Origin of the sequence: Nocardia vinacea, from assembly GCF_035920345.1 — a bacterium.
GTDB classification, from domain to species: domain Bacteria; phylum Actinomycetota; class Actinomycetes; order Mycobacteriales; family Mycobacteriaceae; genus Nocardia; species Nocardia vinacea_A.
This window is the reverse complement of the sequence record NZ_CP109149.1, coordinates 1-18,044: the sequence shown is the minus strand read 5'-3', so window position 1 is coordinate 18,044 and position 18,044 is coordinate 1. Positions and strand designations below refer to the sequence as shown.

Here is an 18,044-nt window from a genome sequence, read left to right as displayed (position 1 = left end):
ACCCGTCAGTCTTCGGACTGCCGCTGCGCCTTGCGACGCAGGAATGCGGTGGGCTGCCCCGGCCACGGCGCGTCGGCCGGACGCAACTGCGCCCCACCCGCCCTGGCAGCCGCGAGTGCGAGCAGACCGGCGACGGCCGTGGCATTTACGATCTCACCGGCCAATGCGGCCCGCACGGCCTCGTCCACCGGCAGGCGGACCAATTCCAGGTCCGCCTCCTCCAATTCCGGCTCCGGCCGGTCGGTTTCGTACAGACCCCGCGCGGCATACACCCGCAGCGCCTCATCGGTGAATCCGGGCGAAAGCGCGACATCCACCAGTACCGACCATTCCCTGGCGGCCAGTCCGGTCTCCTCGGCCAACTCGCGCTTGGCCGCTGCCAGCGGATCCTCGCTGGGCACATCGAGCAGCCCGGCGGGCAGCTCGAGCAGCCGCCGACCGATCGGATGCCGATACTGCCTGACCAGCACCACATTGTCGGCATCATCGATGGCCGCAACCGCAACCGCCGCATGATGTTCGATCACCTCGCGCTCGACGACGCGTCCGCCCGGCATTGCCACCTGGTCGATCCGCAAAGCGAGGATGGCACCGCTGTACATGGTCTTGCTCGCCACGGTCTCGAAGTCGTGGCTGCCCGGCTGGGCTCCCCCGTTCTCACTCATCTACGACGCCTGATCTGCGTTCGCGAACTCTTCGTCCGGGATATCGACCGGAAGCCGCTCGGCCAGTTTATATTTCAGCGCCGCCGCGATCAGCGCCGCGAACAGTGGATGCGGGCGAGTCGGGCGGCTCTTGAGCTCCGGATGCGCCTGGGTGGCCACGAAGAACGGATGCTTATCCGCGGGCAGCTCGACAAATTCGACCAGATGCCCGTCGGGGGAGGTACCGCTGAATTTCAAACCGCTGGTGGCGATCTTGTCACGGTAGGCGTTGTTCACCTCGTAGCGATGCCGGTGTCGCTCGGAGACCTGGTCGGCGCCGTAGGCCTGCGCGACAACCGAACCCTTCTGCAGCGTCGCCGGGTAGGCGCCGAGGCGCATAGTGCCGCCGAGATCGGCCTCACCGGCCACGATCTCCTTCTGATCGGCCATGGTGGAAATCACAGGATGCGGTGTATCCGGCTCGAATTCGGCCGAATTGGCCTCGGCCAGACCGATCGAACGCGCGGCCTCGATGACCACACACTGCAGACCCAGACACAGACCGAGCAGCGGAAGCCCCCTGGTCCGCGCGTATTTGATGGCGCCGACTTTGCCCTCGATGCCACGGATACCGAACCCACCCGGAATCAGCACCGCGTCCACATCGCGCAGCGCGGCCTGCGCACCCGCCGGCGTCTCGCATTCATCCGACTGCACCCAGCGGATATTCACCTTGGCCCGCGAAGCGAATCCACCCGCACGCAACGCCTCTGTCACCGACAGATACGCATCGGGCAGATCGACATACTTGCCGACAAGTGCGACCTCGACCGTCTCCCGCGGCTGGTGCACCCGATCCAGCAGATCGCCCCACACCGTCCAGTCCACATCGCGGAACGGCAGCCCGAGCCGGCGCACCACATAGGCGTCCAGGCCCTCACGGTGCAGCACCTTGGGAATGTCGTAGATCGAGGGCGCGTCCGGCGTAGAGATGCAGGCGTCCACATCAACGTCGCACATCAGCGCGATCTTGCTTTTGAGCGCCTGCGGCACCTCGCGATCGCAACGCAGGATCAGCGCGTCGGGCTGGATACCGATATTGCGCAGCGCGGCCACCGAGTGCTGGGTCGGCTTGGTCTTGAGCTCACCCGATGGCGCGAGGTAGGGCACCAGCGATACGTGCAGGAAGAACACATTGTCCCGGCCCACATCGTGGCGGATCTGGCGCGCGGCCTCGAGGAAGGGCTGCGATTCGATATCGCCGACGGTGCCACCGATTTCGGTGATCACCACATCGGGTACCTGCCCCTGTAGATCCGGCCCCTGCATCGCCAGGATGCGACTCTTGATCTCGTCGGTGATGTGCGGGATCACCTGCACCGTGTCACCGAGGTATTCGCCGCGACGCTCCTTGGCGATCACCGACGAATAGATTTGCCCGGTAGTCACATTCGCGTCCCGGGACAGATCCCGATCGAGGAAACGCTCGTAGTGGCCGACATCGAGATCGGTCTCCGCGCCGTCCTCGGTGACGAACACTTCTCCGTGCTGGAACGGATTCATGGTGCCCGGATCGACGTTCAAGTACGGGTCGAGTTTCTGCATGGTCACCCGCAGTCCGCGCGCGGTCAGCAGCTGACCGAGGCTGGAGGCGGTAAGACCCTTACCCAATGAGGAGGCGACACCACCGCTGACGAAGATGTGCTTCGTGGCCGTTCGCGCCTGATTCCGTGTATGACCCACGGGTCTTCACGGTAACACGAAATTGCTGGCCTGATCACACGCCACGCACGTTTGCCACCGAGTCGCTGCGATCGATCGGATCCACACCGTGCGCCATGTTCGCAGCACGGGGCATCGCGGGTCGGGCGGGTCAACTCGAGGGCAGTGCGACGAGTGTGAGGGAGGTCGCCTTGGTGCCGGTTCCGTATCGGCCCGCGCCGCCGTTGAGCTGCTCGCTCAGGCCGAGCACGGTGGTGACCCGGCCGATATCGCGGTCGAGATTGTCGACGGTGGTGACGGCGGTGGCGAGCGCGGCGTCGGAACGAATGATCGCGATCGGGCCCGGATTGTCGGCGGCGCCGGATCGGCCCGCCAGCACCGCCCCCGCACCGCGACCACGCAGGGCGCCGGCGAATCGGGCGATATTGCTGCCCTGACTGTTCTCGCTGGATTTCGCGCCATCGCCGGTGACGACAACGGCGAGGTTCGCGGCCTGCGTCGGGGTGTCGCCGTAGGCGAGGAATCCGCCGCCACGCAACGTCTCCAGCACCAGGCTCAACTCCTGCGGGGTGCTACGCGGTTGCGCGCTCGCGGGATCGAGCAGCAGCACCAGCCCGAGCAGATCGCCCGCCATACTGCCCTGATCCACCTGGCCGGTGCGCAGCTGCGCGCCCGCGGGGATGACATTGGTGACCGCGGTGCGCATCCGGTCGCCCTCGGCGGCATCGAGGAAGGCGTCGTTGAGTGCGATGCGGCCGGTCACCGTGGCACCCGAGGTTTCCAGATCCTTCGCGACGGCCTCGACATCGGCGGGTTCGGCATCGGGGGTCGTGAACACCACGATGCTGCGGTCGGTGAGCGTGCCGCCGAGGATCCGCCCCGCCGATCCGGCGATGAACCGGTCCGCCGCATTCATTTCGTCGCCGAACCGCCGGTTCTGATCGGTGGCCACATCGAGCTGTTTGCGCAGATCTGTCTTATCCGCGCGCAATCCGGACAGCAGGTCCGCCGCCACGGTCTGCGACCCGAGCACCACACCTAAGGCGAGGGCCAGGAAGATCGCGACGATCGAAACCGCGTGCTGCCGAATCGAAATCATAGGTTCCCTCCCCCACCGGCTAGGCCCTCGGCCCACAGCGTGAAGCGGTTCCAGGTATCAGCGGCCCAATCCAGCGCCTCGGTCCCCATATTCGAGGCGAGCATGGCCACGATCACCGCGACCAGGGCGGCGAGTACGACCATCGCGATGGCGGTGCCGGACACCCGGTTCCGGTAGAGCGTGGCGACGGCCTTGGCATCCATGAGTTTGACGCCGATTTTCAGCCGGGTGAGGAAGGTCGCCGGATTGCTGTCGCGGCGGCCGCGGTCGAAGAAATCGTCCAGCGAGGCGGCGGCGCCGGCGGTCACGATCAGCGATGCGCCGTGGTGGTGGGCCAGCAGCAGGGCCAGGTCGGAAGGTGCGCCGGACGACGGGAATGTCGTCGCACCGATGCCGAGATCCTGGATGCGCTCCAGCCCCTTGGCGTGGCCGTCGGTATCGGCGGGCAGGATCATCTCGGCACCGGATTTCAATGTGGCGGTGGTGATTTCGTCCGGGTCGCCGATGATCAGATCGGGGCGGTAGCCCTGCTTCATCAAGGTGTCCGCACCGCGTCCGACGCCGACCTTGATCGGCGCGTACTCCTTGATGAAGGGCTTCAGTCGCTTGAGATCGTCGGCGTGGTCCGGGCCGTCGGCGACCACGACCACATGCCGATTCTTCATATTGAGCTCGAGCTCCGGCACCCCGATACCGTCGATGAGCAACGCACTCTCGGTGCGAATGAATTCGATGGTGTTGCCCGCGAAGGCCTCCAGATGATCGGCGAGACCGTTGCGCGCAGCGATCATTCGCTCGGCGATATCGGATTCGGTCAGCTCGATGCCCGTGACCAAGACCTCGGGCTCCTTCTTGACCAGCTTGTCGGAGTGGACGACGCCCTCATCGATGCGGACCTTGGTGCCGTCCTTGATCCGGAAGGCATCCGAACTCACCGTGTCCAGCAGCAGAATTCCGTTGGCGACCAGCACTTCCGGCCCCAGATTGGGGTAGCGGCCCGAGATCGATGGCGAAGTATTCACCACCGCGACCACACCCGCCTCGATCAACCGATCGGCGGTGAGCCGATCCAGATCCATCTCATCGAGTATTACGACATCACCGGGCCCGACCCGTTTCAGCAGACGCCTGGTGTTGCGGTCAACCCGAGCTGTCCCGGTAAGTCCGGGCAGCGCTTCGGTGCTCTTCGACAACAACGCCAACCTCTTCATGGGGCCGATCCTGGCCGCAAACCCTCAACCATTGGTGGAGGCGCGCCGAACCACCTGTCACATTCGTCACTGTGATAACACGAACACCACGCCGCGCCGAGAGCGCGCCAACAAGTACCCGTATGCTGCGGGTCACAGATATCCCGAATAGGAGTCACCATGGTCAGCAGTACCGTCGACGCCGTGATCGCGGCGCCCCGCGATGTCGTCTACAAGTTCTTCACCGAGCGGGATGGCATCAACCCGTACATCCCGGTCGACTTCACCCTGAAGACCCCCGGCTCGCCCACCCCGACGGGCGTCGGCGCACAGTACTTCATCGGCAAGGCCGGCGTCGGCATCGTCGAGGAGACCACCAAGCTGGTCCCCGGCGAGCTCATGGAATACAAGATCATCAAGGGTGCGCCGGTGAAGCGGCACGTCGGCACCATCACCTTCACCGATGCCGATAACGGCACCCTGGTCTCCTACACGATGGAGTCCGAACCCAGCCTTCCCGTCCCCGCGAAGGTCCTGGAATTCGGCCTGAAGAACCTCATCAACCAGTTCATCAAGGGCGCCCAAAAATCCCTGCGCTGAATCGTCAGGCGAGGGCGCGTTCGGCGCGGGCAGTTGCGAGCAATTCTTCGGCGTGGGCTCGGCCGGTTTCGGTGTCATCGAGACCGGCCAACATGCGAGCCAATTCGATGACGCGCTCATCCTTGGTCAATGCCCGGACGCCGCTGTTCACCTTGCCCTTGCCGTCATCGGACTTGTCCACCACCAGATGAGTGTCGGCGAATGCCGCGACCTGCGGCAAGTGGGTCACCACAATCACCTGATGGGTGCGCGCGAGCCGAGCCAGTCGGCGGCCGATCTCGACCGCGGCCCGGCCGCCGACACCGGCATCGACCTCGTCGAACACCATGGTCGCGCCGTGATCCGAACTGGCCAGCACCACTTCGAGAGCCAGCATCACACGCGACAGCTCACCACCGGATGCACTCTTGCTCAACGGCAATGACTGCGCGCCCGAATGCGCGGACAGCCGGAATTCCACCTCGTCGACGCCGGTCGAACCCGCGTGCAATTCCTGCCCGTCCACCGTCAGCGGCGCGGAATCCTGCGGGCTCGCGGGCACTGGCCGCACCACGACCTCGAGTTTCGCCTTACCCATCGCGAGCCCACCGAGTTCGGCGCTCACCGCCGAGGCGAGCTTGCCTGCCGACTTGGTGCGCGCCACAGTCAATTTGCGTGCCGCTTCACGAACGCGGTCCGCGGCGATATCCACCTCCGCCGCCAGGGTGGCCAACGCCTCTTCGGAGACATCGAGCGAGCCGAGACGCGTGCGCGCCTCATCCGCCCACGCGATGACCCCGTCGATATCCGGTGCGTACTTGCGGGTCAGCGATTTCAATTCGGCCTGCCGGGTGAGCAGCGAATCCAATGCGCCCGGGTCCGAAGGCAAATCCGAAAGGTAGCCACTGAGCTCGGTGGTGAGATCGACGACCACCGCGATGGCCTCACCGAGCCGCGGCCCGAGTGCGGTCAGCGCCGGATCGTGGGCCGATTCGATACGGGCACGCGCGGCACCGAGCAATTCCAGTGCGCCCGAACCGTCTTCGGGCGAATCGGCGGGACCGGCCAAGGCATCGTGCGCGATCGCAGCGGCCTCACGCAGCGAATCCAGATCGCTGAGCCTGCGCACCTCGTCCACGATGCGCTCGTCCTCACCGGGTTCCGGTGCGATGGCATCTATTTCGGACAGCGAATGCTTCAGCCGATCGGCCTCCAGCGCGAGTTCCCTACTGCGCGCGGTACGTTCGAGCAGCTCGTTGCGGGCATCGAGCCACGATCGCCGCTGCACCTGGTACTTGCGCAGCAGCGAACCGACCGTATCGGCGGCGAACTGATCCAGTGCGGACAGCTGCTGATCCGGACGCTGCAGGCGCAGCTGGTCGTTCTGACCATGCACAGTCAGCAACGGCGCGGTGAAATCAGCGAGGACAGAGGCGGGTACGCCGCGCCCACCCAGATGCGCGCGGGAACGTCCGTCACTGCCGACGGTGCGGATCGCGATGATGCTGCCGTCGTCATCGCGTTCGGCCGCAGCCGATTCCAGGACTTCCTGCACTTGCTTCTGCGCGGTGGTATTCACCTCGTCGACGGTGAACCGCCCCTCGACCACGGCCCGGTCCGCACCCAACCGGACACGGCCCGCATCGGCCCGCGCCCCGCTGAGCAGGTGCAGGCTGGTCACCACCATGGTCTTACCAGCGCCGGTCTCACCGGTCAGAACCGTCAGCCCCTCATGGAATTGCGCGGTGGCCGTGGATATGACGCCAAGCCCGTCAATCCTGATCTCTGTCAGCACGTGTGATCTCCGTTCGCCGTCGGCCACGCCAGCCTGTCACGGGCAATTGGAATTTGCGCACCATCCGGTCCGCGAACGGTGCGGAATCCAACCGCACCCACCGCACCGGTTCGGCACCGCGGACCGCCTCGAGCCGGCCGCCCTTCGGCAATGCCAGGGTGCGCCTGCCATCCAGGAAAACTATCGCATCGTGGCCCGCCGCAACGGATTCGACCGCGATCCTGGACTCCGGACTGGTCACCAGCGGCCGCGCGAACAGTGCGTGCGCATTGCTCGGAATCACCAGCAACGCTTCGAGTTCCGGCCACACCACCGGGCCGCCCGCGGAGAACGCGTAGGCGGTCGATCCGGTTGGTGTGGAGATAAGGATGCCATCACAGCCGAATTGCGAAACCGGACGCCCGTCGACCTCGAGGACCACCTCCAGCACACCCATGCGCGAGGCATTCTCGATGCTGGCTTCATTGAGCGCCCAACCGGTTTCGACGATCTCGTCGTCCACCCGGACGTTCACATCGATGGTCATCCGATGCTCGAGGCGGTAGTCGCCGCGGACCACGCTCGCCAATGCCTCATCGAGGTGTTCGGCCTCGGCCTCGGTAAGAAACCCGATGCGGCCCAGGTTGATTCCGAGCACCGGCACCCCCGCTGGCCTGGCCAATTCGGCTGCGCGCAGGAAAGTGCCGTCACCACCGAGCGAAAGCACCATCTCGCAGCCGACCGCCGCGTCCGGGCAGTGCTCGACCACGCGCGCCGGATAACCGCCCGGTTCCGCGATGGCAGTCCCACCCCGGGTGTCGGGCTCACAGTCGAATCGCGTGCTGTCCGCCTCGTCCGCGAGCACGCGCAACCCGATGCCCGCGTCCGCGAAAATCTTCGCGACACGATGAGCGGTTTCGATGATCTCCGCCCGGCCCGGATGCGAAACCAGCAGAATCTCTCTGGATTCGGCCGGCGTCAGCGCGTTCACTGTGGACCCTCCTCAACCGCACGTTCGACGAGGGCCGCGACCTGCTCGCCGTCGTACTCGAACTGCCCGTCTTTACGCAGCCACACAAAGTATTCGACATTGCCCGATGGGCCGGGCAGCGGGCTGGCCACCACCCCGACGGTACGCAAGCCCAATTCGGCGGCTGCCGCCGCGACATCGCGCACCACTTCCGCGCGCAATGCGGGATCACGCACCACACCGCCGGAGCCTACTCGCTCCTTGCCCACCTCGAACTGGGGTTTGACCATAGGCAACAGGTCGGCACCCGGCGCGCAGCAGGCCGCGAGGGCGGGCAGCACCAGATTCAGTGAGATGAACGACAGATCGCCGACAACCAGTTCGACGGTGCCGCCGATGGATTGGGGGGTGATGGCGCGGACATTGGTGCGATCGAAAACCCGCACTCTGTCGTCGTTCTGCAGCCGCCAGATCAGCTGGCCGTAGCCGACATCGACGGCGACGACCTCGCGCGCCTGCCTGGAGAGCAGTACATCGGTGAAGCCACCGGTCGACGCACCGGCATCCAGGCAACGCTTCCCGCCGACGGTCAGACCCTGGGTTTCGAATGCTTCGAGCGCGCCGAGCAGCTTGTGCGCACCGCGCGAGGCCCACGACACCTCGTCGGGCTCCTCGCGCACGACCAACGGCGTGCCAGTCTCCACGGCGGTCGCCGGCTTCACGGCGACCGTTCCAGCAATCAGGACGCGGCCCGCACCGATCAGCTCGACCGCATGTTCACGCGATCGCGCCAATCCGCGGCGAACCAGTTCGGCGTCCACCCGCGCGCGCCTGGCCACCTCAGATCTTGTCCACCGTGGCCAGTGCCTGTACGAGCACCTCATGCGCCTGTTCCAGGATGCGGGCGCGCCGGGTGATATCGGCGCCGGAATCGGAATCCGTCGGCGGGGGCGCCGCCAGGCCGGTCCATGCCGGACGCGCGTCGAGTTCGGCGAGCAGACCGTCGATCTCGGAGCGGATCCGCTCGGGGTCGGCAGGCTCCGGGCGTCCCTGCGCACCCGGCAGATGCTGGCCGGGCAGCGGTGGCCCGGGGCGCGGTCCGTTCGAGCCGGGTCCGTTGGGGCGTGGCATCGGAGTAGTCATCGTGGGGTCAACGCTATCGGATTTCCGAACCGGACGCCCGCACCCTAACGGCTCGTCCCGGGTTACCCCGTAGCCGTTCCGCCAAGTCATCGGCGAGGTCGGTCGCCTCGTCCTCGACCGGCGGATGATTCAGTGCGTCCAGTGACTCCGAGACGTAGGTCGGGATCAGGTCCGCCGGGGCGTCGCGTAGTTCGTCGAGGGTGCTCACGCCGGTCAGGACCAGCAGCGATTCGAGGCCGACGCGGTTGGCGCCCTCGATATCGGTGTCCAGGCGATCGCCCACGACCAGCGCGCTGCGCGTTCCGGCGCGCACCAGCGCATCTTCCAGTAGAGGCGCATAGGGTTTGCCCGCTACAACAGGCTCTCTACCGGAGGCGGCACGCAGTGCGGCGACCATGGCGCCGTTGCCGGGCGCGAGGCCACGCTCGTTCGGCAGCGTCTTATCGGTATTGGCGGCGACCCACAGTGCGTCTGCGCTCAGCGCGTAGGCCGCCTCGGCCAGATCCGGCCAGGCGGTTTCGGGTGAATGTCCTTGTACAACAGCATCCGGCGCGGCGCCGTTGAAGCGCCGGATCGAACGCAGCCCGACCGCCTCGACCTCCTTGGCCAGGTCATCGGTGCCAACGATCAACACCGTTGCCCCGGAATCGAGCCGCTCGGCCAACAACCGTGCCGCTGCCTGCGCACTGGTCACGACATCATCGGTTTCCGCCGCGAACCCGAGCTCGGCCAAATGCCGCGCGACCACATCCGGACCGCGACTCGCATTATTCGTGACATACACAAGCCGCTGTGCCGCAACGGAATCCGCCAACGCCTCCGGCGCGCCCTCGATCACCTCCGGCCCGCGATACAGCGTGCCGTCCAGATCCAGCAGCAGGGCTTGATACCGCTCTCGTAGCCGCTTCACACCACTCTCACTCCATGTCACCGACACCTTGCCGTTCCCGAACCCTACGCCAGCCCGCCGACAGGAAAATGACGGCGTCGACCGACCGCATGCCGCAAGCCAATTCCGAGCACATCCCGGAACTGCAGCGCGCCACCGCCCACCATGTCTCCGCAACTCGCCACCAACCATTGAAGCCACGCGTTCGCTGCCACGGTCACCGCCCAACACGAGATAGGCCCGCCTCTTCAGCACGGCCCAGGAACCCCACATTCCGCGCCATATCGGCACCCTCGCCGACTGGCCGACTGGGCGCCCCTTTCACGGCGTGCCCGCCTCCACCGGCGTCGCCAGCTTCACCGCAATCGTGCCAGCAATCAGCGGGCCTCAGAAATCGCAGTCCACAACAGCCGAAATCAAGATCAGGCGGAATCTACGGCGGCATCGGTCGAGAAGCCCCCACCACCAGCTCCTCCTGATCTTGATCAGGAGGCGAGACCACGCCGAATGTATCCAGGCGGGCGCGCAGTGGTATGTGTCCTACAGGTCGGTGTCGCCGGTTAGTTCTTCGGCGCGCTCTTCGGCATCGGTTTCGCCGTCGAGGTCGGCGGAGGCCGCGTTGAGGAACCAGGTGAGGCCTTCAGCGGTGCGGCCTGCGGCGACCAGGGCGTCGGCGTAGGCGTAGAAGAGGCGGGCCGCGGCGGAGCCGGTGCGGGAAGGGTCGAGTTCCGAGGTTTGCAGGGTCACCACGGCCTGGTCGTACTGGCCGAGGTCCATGCGGGCGCCGGCGACCACGATGCGGAGTTCGGTGGCCTCGTCACCGCGCAGGGCGCGGGCCTCGTCGCTGCGGCCCAGTTCGATGGCACGTTCGGGGCGGCCGAGGCCGCGTTCGCAGTCAGCCATAACGGCGAGCAGACCGGAACCACCGGACATCCGGCGGGCCGTGCGCAATTCGGAGAGGGCCTCGGCCCACTCGCCCGCGTGATAGGCGGTGACGCCCGCAGTTTCGCGGACCACGGCAATGCGGCCGGCGCGTTGGCGGGCGGCCCGTGCATGAGCCAAAGCGAGACCCGGATCGTCGTCGATGAGTCGGGCCGCCATCACGAGATGCCGGGCGACCGTTTCGGCATTGCTCTTGTCCAGACTCAGCAGGTCGCGACGCACCTCGGTTTCGAGGTCGGCGGCCTGGACGTCATCGGGCAGATCCGGCTCTTCGGGACGCGCTGCGCGTCGATCAGCCGAACCGCCCCCGGCACGCGCGCCCTCGCCGCCACGACGGCGATCCTGTGCGTCGTCGCCACGGGTCCAGCCACCGCGCTGACCGGAGTCACCGCCACGGTTGAAACCGCCACGCTGTCCGGCGTCATCGCGTCGCTTGAACCCGGTGCCTTCATTCACGTCGCCGCGCGGACTCGAGTCGCCACCACGCTTGAAACCCCCGCGCTCACCGCTGCCACCACCGCGCTCCCCCGAGTCACCACGGCGGAAACCACCGCGATCGGACGAGTCACCACGGTTGAAACCCCCGCGATCGCTCGAACCGCCGCGGCTGAAACCACCGCGATCGCCAGAACCACGGCTGGAACCGCCACGGTCACCAGAACCACTGCGGCCGAAGCCACTTCGATCGCCGGAATCACTGCGCTGACCCGAATCGCCGCCACGGTTGACACCGCCACGCTCACTGGAATCGCCCCGATCGAAACGGCCGCGATCGCCGGAGCCACCTCGGCTGAAACCGCCCCGATCGCCCGCGTCGCCGCGTCGGCCCGAATCGCCACTGCGGTTGACACCGCCGCGGTCCCCCGAGTCGCCACGGTTGAAACCACCTCGGGCGGCGGAATCACCGGAGCGCTTGAATCCGCCGCGCTCACCCGAACCGCCACGGTTGAAACCACGGTCACCGGAATCACCGCGCTGGCCGGATTCGCCGCGCTCGAAACCGCCACGGCCGCCGCCACGGTTGAAACCTCCGCGATCATCGGCACCGCGGTTGTAGCCACCACGGTTACCGGAGTCGCCACGCTCGCCGGATCCGCTGCGCTTGAAACCACCGCGGTCGCCGGAGCTGCGATCATCGGAATCGTTGCGACGGTTGAAGTCGCCGCGGTCGTTCGAACCACTCCGGGTCGAGTCGCTGCGTTTGAAGCCGCGCCGTTCACCGGAATCACTTCGGTCGGAAGAGCCGCGAGAGTCGCCGCCTCGATCGCGGTCGGGACCGTCCTGCCGGAAAGACTTCCGGCCGTCGTTCTGTTCCGACACGGTGGCCCCTTTCTAGGTTCCGCCAGAGGTTGTCGAACCCCTGAATTCAATCACGTGTCGGCGGTCGGCCCGAGCACGGCATAGATATAGGTGCAAAAACGACGATAGGGGACCCAGTTCTGGGTCCCCTATCGTGAAGGATGTTCCGGCGGTGTCCTACTCTCCCACACCCTGTCGAGTGCAGTACCATCGGCGCTGGTGGCCTTAGCTTCCGGGTTCGGAATGGGACCGGGCGTTTCCCCACCGCTATAGCCGCCGTAACTCTATGAAACTATCCACACAGAGAGCCAAACCCGATACCCACCCCCACATAAAGGGTTTCCTCGTGTTTGTCTTCTCGGTGATCTGTGTGTTGTTTCAGATACCGCACAGTGGACGCGTAGCTTCTTCGTTGGTAAGTCCTCGGCCGATTAGTACCAGTCACCTACACCCGTTACCGGGCTTCCAGTTCTGGCCTATCAACCCCATGGTCTGTGGGGGGCCTTAACCACTCGAAGGTGGTGAGAAACCTCATCTTGGAACAGGCTTCCCGCTTAGATGCTTTCAGCGGTTATCCCTTCCGAACGTAGCTAACCAGCAGTGCCCTTGGCAGGACAACTGGCACACCAGAGGTTCGTCCGTCCCGGTCCTCTCGTACTAGGGACAGCCTTCCTCAAGTTTCTGACGCGCGCGGCGGATAGAGACCGAACTGTCTCACGACGTTCTAAACCCAGCTCGCGTGCCGCTTTAATGGGCGAACAGCCCAACCCTTGGGACCTACTCCAGCCCCAGGATGCGACGAGCCGACATCGAGGTGCCAAACCATCCCGTCGATATGGACTCTTGGGGAAGATCAGCCTGTTATCCCCGGGGTACCTTTTATCCGTTGAGCGACACCGCTTCCACTTGCCGGTGCCGGATCACTAGTCCCGACTTTCGTCCCTGCTCGAGCTGTCACTCTCACAGTCAAGCTCCCTTGTGCACTTGCACTCGACACCTGATTGCCAACCAGGCTGAGGGAACCTTTGGGCGCCTCCGTTACATTTTAGGAGGCAACCGCCCCAGTTAAACTACCCACCAGGCACTGTCCCTGAACCAGATCATGGCCCGAGGTTAGAGGTCCAATACGATCAGAGTGGTATTTCAACGATGACTCCACAAACACTGGCGTGCCCGCTTCACAGTCTCCCACCTATCCTACACAAACCGTACCGAACACCAATACCAAGCTATAGTGAAGGTCCCGGGGTCTTTTCGTCCTGCCGCGCGTAACGAGCATCTTTACTCGTAATGCAATTTCGCCGAGTCTGTGGTTGAGACAGCAGAGAAGTCGTTACGCCATTCGTGCAGGTCGGAACTTACCCGACAAGGAATTTCGCTACCTTAGGATGGTTATAGTTACCACCGCCGTTTACCGGGGCTTAAATTCTCAGCTTCGCCATTACTGGCTAACCGGTCCTCTTAACCTTCCGGCACCGGGCAGGCGTCAGTCCGTATACATCGTCTTACGACTTCGCACGGACCTGTGTTTTTAGTAAACAGTCGCTTCTCTCTGGTCTCTGCGACCCAACCCAGCTCCGAGAGTAAATCTCATCACCAGACCGGGTCCCCCTTCTCCCGAAGTTACGGGGGCATTTTGCCGAGTTCCTTAACCACAGTTCTCTCGATCGCCTCAGTATTCTCTACCTGACCACCTGTGTCGGTTTGGGGTACGGGCCGTGTACCAACTCACTAGAGGCTTTTCTCGGCAGCATAGGATCACTGAATTCACCTCAATCGGCTACGCATCACCTCTCAGGCACATGAGACACGGATTTGCCTATGTCTCGCCCTACAGGCTTACACCAGTACAACCACTGACTGGCCCAGCTACCTTCCTGCGTCACCCCATCGCTTGACTACTACAGCAAGGGTCGTATGCAGCCACTTCCGGCTCCCCGAAGGGAGTCCATCCGCTTTTGGATACTTAGCACCACTGATTCGCCATTGGGCGCGGATACACGGGTACGGGAATATCAACCCGTTGTCCATCGACTACGCCTGTCGGCCTCGCCTTAGGTCCCGACTCACCCTGGGCGGATTAACCTGGCCCAGGAACCCTTGGTCATTCGGCGGACGAGTTTCTCACTCGTCTTTCGCTACTCATGCCTGCATTCTCACTCCCACAGCCTCCACAACTAGCTCACGCTGCTGCTTCCATGGCTGTAGGACGCTCCCCTACCCATCCACACCACTGCACCACCCTCCGTAGAAGATGGCGGATGTATTGTGTGAATGCCGCGGCTTCGGCGGTGTACTTGAGCCCCGCTACATTGTCGGCGCAGAATCACTTGACCAGTGAGCTATTACGCACTCTTTCAAGGATGGCTGCTTCTAAGCCAACCTCCTGGTTGTCTTCGCGACTCCACATCCTTTTCCACTTAGTACACGCTTAGGGGCCTTAGCCGGCGATCTGGGCTGTTTCCCTCTCGACTACGAAGCTTATCCCCCGCAGTCTCACTGCCACGCTCTCACACACCGGCATTCGGAGTTTGGCTGATTTCGGTAAGCTTGTAGGCCCCCTAGACCATCCAGTAGCTCTACCTCCGGTGTGAAACACGTGACGCTGCACCTAAATGCATTTCGGGGAGAACCAGCTATCACGGAGTTTGATTGGCCTTTCACCCCTACCCACAGCTCATCCCCTCAGTTTTCAACCTAAGTGGGTTCGGGCCTCCACGACGTCTTACCGTCGCTTCACCCTGGCCATGGGTAGATCACTCCGCTTCGGGTCTAGAACACGCGACTCGAAACGCCCTATTCGGACTCGCTTTCGCTACGGCTACCCCACACGGGTTAACCTCGCCACATGCCACTAACTCGCAGGCTCATTCTTCAAAAGGCACGCCATCACCCACAGTGACAAAGTCACTCGCAGGCCCTGACGGATTGTAAGCGCACGGTTTCAGGTACTATTTCACTCCCCTCCCGGGGTACTTTTCACCTTTCCCTCACGGTACTAGTCCGCTATCGGTCACCAGGGAGTATTCAGGCTTACCGGGTGGTCCCGGCAGATTCACAGCAGATTTCACGGGCCCGCTGCTACTCGGGAAACATCCACAACAGCCGTTGAGTTTTCATTTACCGGACTATCACCGTCTATGGCAGGCCGTTCCAGACCACTTCAACTAACACAACGGTTTCTCACTGTCGCCCTGACCGGCAGATCAGGGAAGAATGCTCCCACTACCCCGTCCAGACAACCCCTGCCGGGTATCACATCTGAACGGTTTAGCCTCATCCGCTTTCGCTCGCCACTACTCACGGAATCACTATTGTTTTCTCTTCCTGTGGGTACTGAGATGTTTCACTTCCCCACGTTCCCTCCACACACCCTATATATTCAGATGCGGGTAACACGACATCACTCGTGCTGGGTTTCCCCATTCGGAAATCCTCGGATCTCAGCTCGGTTGACAGCTCCCCGAGGCTTATCGCAGCCTCCTACGTCCTTCATCGGCTCCTGGTGCCAAGGCATCCACCGTACGCTCTTAAACACTTACAAACAAAGATGCTCGCGTCCACTGTGCAGTTCTCAAACAACACACAAGACTGAAACCCGATACAGCACCAGCACTTCCGAAGAAGCCGGTATGACTGCGGCCCAATCTCGTCGTTATCTTGCCTGGAAAGAACGTCTGTTCTCTCAGGACCCAACAGTGTGTCGATTACATCCCCGAACCGAAAGCACTCAGGCTTCCGGCAATTCGAGGCACATGTCAGTGTTCCACCCATGAGCGTCCGCCGGACTACATGTGAGTCCGAAACGGTCTCTGCCAGAACAACATCCAACCTGTGTTGGCATGTCTGGAGAAGTGCTCCTTAGAAAGGAGGTGATCCAGCCGCACCTTCCGGTACGGCTACCTTGTTACGACTTCGTCCCAATCGCCAATCCCACCTTCGACGGCTCCCTCCACAAGGGTTAGGCCACCGGCTTCGGGTGTTACCGACTTTCATGACGTGACGGGCGGTGTGTACAAGGCCCGGGAACGTATTCACCGCAGCGTTGCTGATCTGCGATTACTAGCGACTCCAACTTCACGGGGTCGAGTTGCAGACCCCGATCCGAACTGAGACCGGCTTTAAGGGATTCGCTCCACCTCACGGTATCGCAGCCCTCTGTACCGGCCATTGTAGCATGTGTGAAGCCCTGGACATAAGGGGCATGATGACTTGACGTCGTCCCCACCTTCCTCCGAGTTGACCCCGGCAGTCTCTCACGAGTCCCCGCCATAACGCGCTGGCAACATAAGATAAGGGTTGCGCTCGTTGCGGGACTTAACCCAACATCTCACGACACGAGCTGACGACAGCCATGCACCACCTGTACACCAACCACAAGGGGGGCGACATCTCTGCCGCTTTCTGGTGTATGTCAAACCCAGGTAAGGTTCTTCGCGTTGCATCGAATTAATCCACATGCTCCGCCGCTTGTGCGGGCCCCCGTCAATTCCTTTGAGTTTTAGCCTTGCGGCCGTACTCCCCAGGCGGGGTACTTAATGCGTTAGCTACGGCACGGATCCCGTGGAAGGAAACCCACACCTAGTACCCACCGTTTACGGCGTGGACTACCAGGGTATCTAATCCTGTTCGCTACCCACGCTTTCGCTTCTCAGCGTCAGTTACTTCCCAGAGACCCGCCTTCGCCACCGGTGTTCCTCCTGATATCTGCGCATTTCACCGCTACACCAGGAATTCCAGTCTCCCCTGAAGTACTCTAGTCCGCCCGTATCGACCGCAAGCCCACCGTTGAGCGGTAGGTTTTCACGATCGACGCGACGAACCGCCTACAAGCTCTTTACGCCCAGTAATTCCGGACAACGCTCGCACCCTACGTATTACCGCGGCTGCTGGCACGTAGTTGGCCGGTGCTTCTTCTACAGGTACCGTCACTCACGCTTCGTCCCTGTCGAAAGAGGTTTACAACCCGAAGGCCGTCATCCCTCACGCGGCGTCGCTGCATCAGGCTTCCGCCCATTGTGCAATATTCCCCACTGCTGCCTCCCGTAGGAGTCTGGGCCGTGTCTCAGTCCCAGTGTGGCCGGTCACCCTCTCAGGTCGGCTACCCGTCGTCGCCTTGGTAGGCCATTACCCCACCAACAAGCTGATAGGCCGCGGGCCCATCTCGCACCGATAAATCTTTCCACCACAAGACATGCATCCCGTGGTCATATCCGGTATTAGACCCAGTTTCCCAGGCTTATCCCGAAGTACGAGGCAGATCACCCACGTGTTACTCACCCGTTCGCCGCTCGTGTACCCCGAAGGGCCTTACCGCTCGACTTGCATGTGTTAAGCACGCCGCCAGCGTTCGTCCTGAGCCAGGATCAAACTCTCCGTTGAAGACTCTCAACCACACCCCAAAAGGATGCAATCAGAAGAATTAACCAGAGTCCGAAAACCTTGGCAAAATCAAACGCCAGCAAAAAGTATTTGCTGACTAAAATGTCCAGCCCACCCAAACGGGGGTTTGAGGAGCCGGAACCAAAAAAATATTTGGCACTGACATTCATCGACACACTATTGAGTTCTCAAAGAACACACGCACACAACTGGACCCCAGATTCTCTCGTGGGGGCTTGTTGAGGCAACTGTCCTAGCCTAGCCAACCGCCCGCGCAGAGTCAAGTCCGCTCGTTCGATCCGGCAACGCTGATCACCAGGCGCTCCTCGTCCTACCTCGTTTCCCAGGCCACTGTGCTCAACGTTTCCGCTGCGCTTTGGGCTCCGGGTCGGTGTCCGTGTCGCTCTGACT

At 63.1% G+C, this 18,044-nt stretch carries 10 protein-coding genes, 3 rRNA genes and 1 pseudogene; 1 reads left to right on the top strand and 13 read right to left on the bottom strand.

The features are described 5' to 3' along the window. Window positions 1-5 precede the first annotated feature (5 nt). The 4 genes from OIE68_RS00070 to steA form a co-directional block, all read right to left on the bottom strand. Window positions 6-665 carry an NUDIX hydrolase gene (locus OIE68_RS00070; RefSeq protein WP_327097323.1) on the bottom strand — a complete coding sequence of 220 codons (660 nt, stop codon included), beginning with the start codon at window positions 663-665 and terminating at the stop codon, window positions 6-8. Next, window positions 666-2,387 carry a CTP synthase gene (locus tag OIE68_RS00065; RefSeq protein ID WP_327097322.1) on the bottom strand — a complete coding sequence of 574 codons (1,722 nt, stop codon included), beginning with the start codon at window positions 2,385-2,387 and terminating at the stop codon, window positions 666-668. A 130-nt stretch (window positions 2,388-2,517) separates the two neighbouring features. Beyond that, window positions 2,518-3,465 carry a copper transporter gene (locus tag OIE68_RS00060; RefSeq protein ID WP_327097321.1) on the bottom strand — a complete coding sequence of 316 codons (948 nt, stop codon included), beginning with the start codon at window positions 3,463-3,465 and terminating at the stop codon, window positions 2,518-2,520. Continuing rightward, complete coding sequence (steA, locus tag OIE68_RS00055; RefSeq protein WP_327097320.1) at window positions 3,462-4,676, bottom strand: putative cytokinetic ring protein SteA; 1,215 nt, start codon at window positions 4,674-4,676, stop codon at window positions 3,462-3,464. The genes OIE68_RS00060 and steA overlap by 4 nt, the downstream gene beginning before the upstream one ends. Before the next feature lie 159 nt (window positions 4,677-4,835). On the opposite strand from steA, the gene OIE68_RS00050 reads away from it, so the two are divergent. After that, window positions 4,836-5,255, top strand: a complete 420-nt coding sequence (locus OIE68_RS00050; RefSeq protein ID WP_327097319.1) for an SRPBCC family protein — start codon at window positions 4,836-4,838, stop codon at window positions 5,253-5,255. 4 nt (window positions 5,256-5,259) lie between these two features. Here OIE68_RS00050 and recN read toward each other — a convergent pair whose 3' ends face one another. From recN to OIE68_RS00005, 9 genes and pseudogenes are all read right to left on the bottom strand, one after another. Next, window positions 5,260-7,029, bottom strand: coding sequence for a DNA repair protein RecN (recN, locus tag OIE68_RS00045; RefSeq protein ID WP_327097318.1), 1,770 nt, complete (start codon window positions 7,027-7,029; stop codon window positions 5,260-5,262). Then, on the bottom strand, window positions 7,007-7,999 hold the full coding sequence (locus OIE68_RS00040; RefSeq protein WP_327097317.1) for an NAD kinase: 993 nt from the start codon (window positions 7,997-7,999) through the stop codon (window positions 7,007-7,009). Before OIE68_RS00040 ends, recN begins: the two co-directional genes overlap by 23 nt. After that, window positions 7,996-8,817, bottom strand: a complete 822-nt coding sequence (locus OIE68_RS00035; protein WP_327097316.1) for a TlyA family RNA methyltransferase — start codon at window positions 8,815-8,817, stop codon at window positions 7,996-7,998. The genes OIE68_RS00040 and OIE68_RS00035 overlap by 4 nt, the downstream gene beginning before the upstream one ends. A gap of 1 nt (window position 8,818) precedes the next feature. After that, window positions 8,819-9,121: a hypothetical protein gene (locus tag OIE68_RS00030; RefSeq protein ID WP_327097315.1), complete on the bottom strand. Its 303-nt coding sequence runs from the start codon at window positions 9,119-9,121 to the stop codon at window positions 8,819-8,821. Window positions 9,122-9,134: 13 nt separating this feature from the next. Next, on the bottom strand, window positions 9,135-10,052 hold the full coding sequence (locus OIE68_RS00025) for an HAD-IIA family hydrolase (RefSeq protein WP_419150660.1): 918 nt from the start codon (window positions 10,050-10,052) through the stop codon (window positions 9,135-9,137). Window positions 10,053-10,550: 498 nt separating this feature from the next. Continuing rightward, window positions 10,551-11,660, bottom strand: a pseudogene (locus OIE68_RS00020) (tetratricopeptide repeat protein); the annotation flags it as partial. Window positions 11,661-12,415: 755 nt separating this feature from the next. Next, window positions 12,416-12,532, bottom strand: a 5S ribosomal RNA gene (gene rrf, locus OIE68_RS00015). 130 nt (window positions 12,533-12,662) lie between these two features. Further along, window positions 12,663-15,795: ribosomal RNA gene (locus tag OIE68_RS00010) — 23S ribosomal RNA — on the bottom strand. Window positions 15,796-16,116: 321 nt separating this feature from the next. Beyond that, window positions 16,117-17,633: ribosomal RNA gene (locus tag OIE68_RS00005) — 16S ribosomal RNA — on the bottom strand. Together the 16S, 23S and 5S rRNA genes form the textbook arrangement of a ribosomal RNA operon. Window positions 17,634-18,044 lie beyond the last annotated feature (411 nt).

Coding starts and splice junctions, on each gene's coding strand:
- OIE68_RS00060 (WP_327097321.1), bottom strand. CDS start 3,465: ATGATTTCGATTCGGCAGCACGCGGTTTCGATCGTCGCGATCTTCCTG.
- OIE68_RS00030 (WP_327097315.1), bottom strand. CDS start 9,121: ATGACTACTCCGATGCCACGCCCCAACGGACCCGGCTCGAACGGACCG.
- steA (WP_327097320.1), bottom strand. CDS start 4,676: ATGAAGAGGTTGGCGTTGTTGTCGAAGAGCACCGAAGCGCTGCCCGGA.
- OIE68_RS00050 (WP_327097319.1), top strand. CDS start 4,836: ATGGTCAGCAGTACCGTCGACGCCGTGATCGCGGCGCCCCGCGATGTC.
- OIE68_RS00070 (WP_327097323.1), bottom strand. CDS start 665: ATGAGTGAGAACGGGGGAGCCCAGCCGGGCAGCCACGACTTCGAGACC.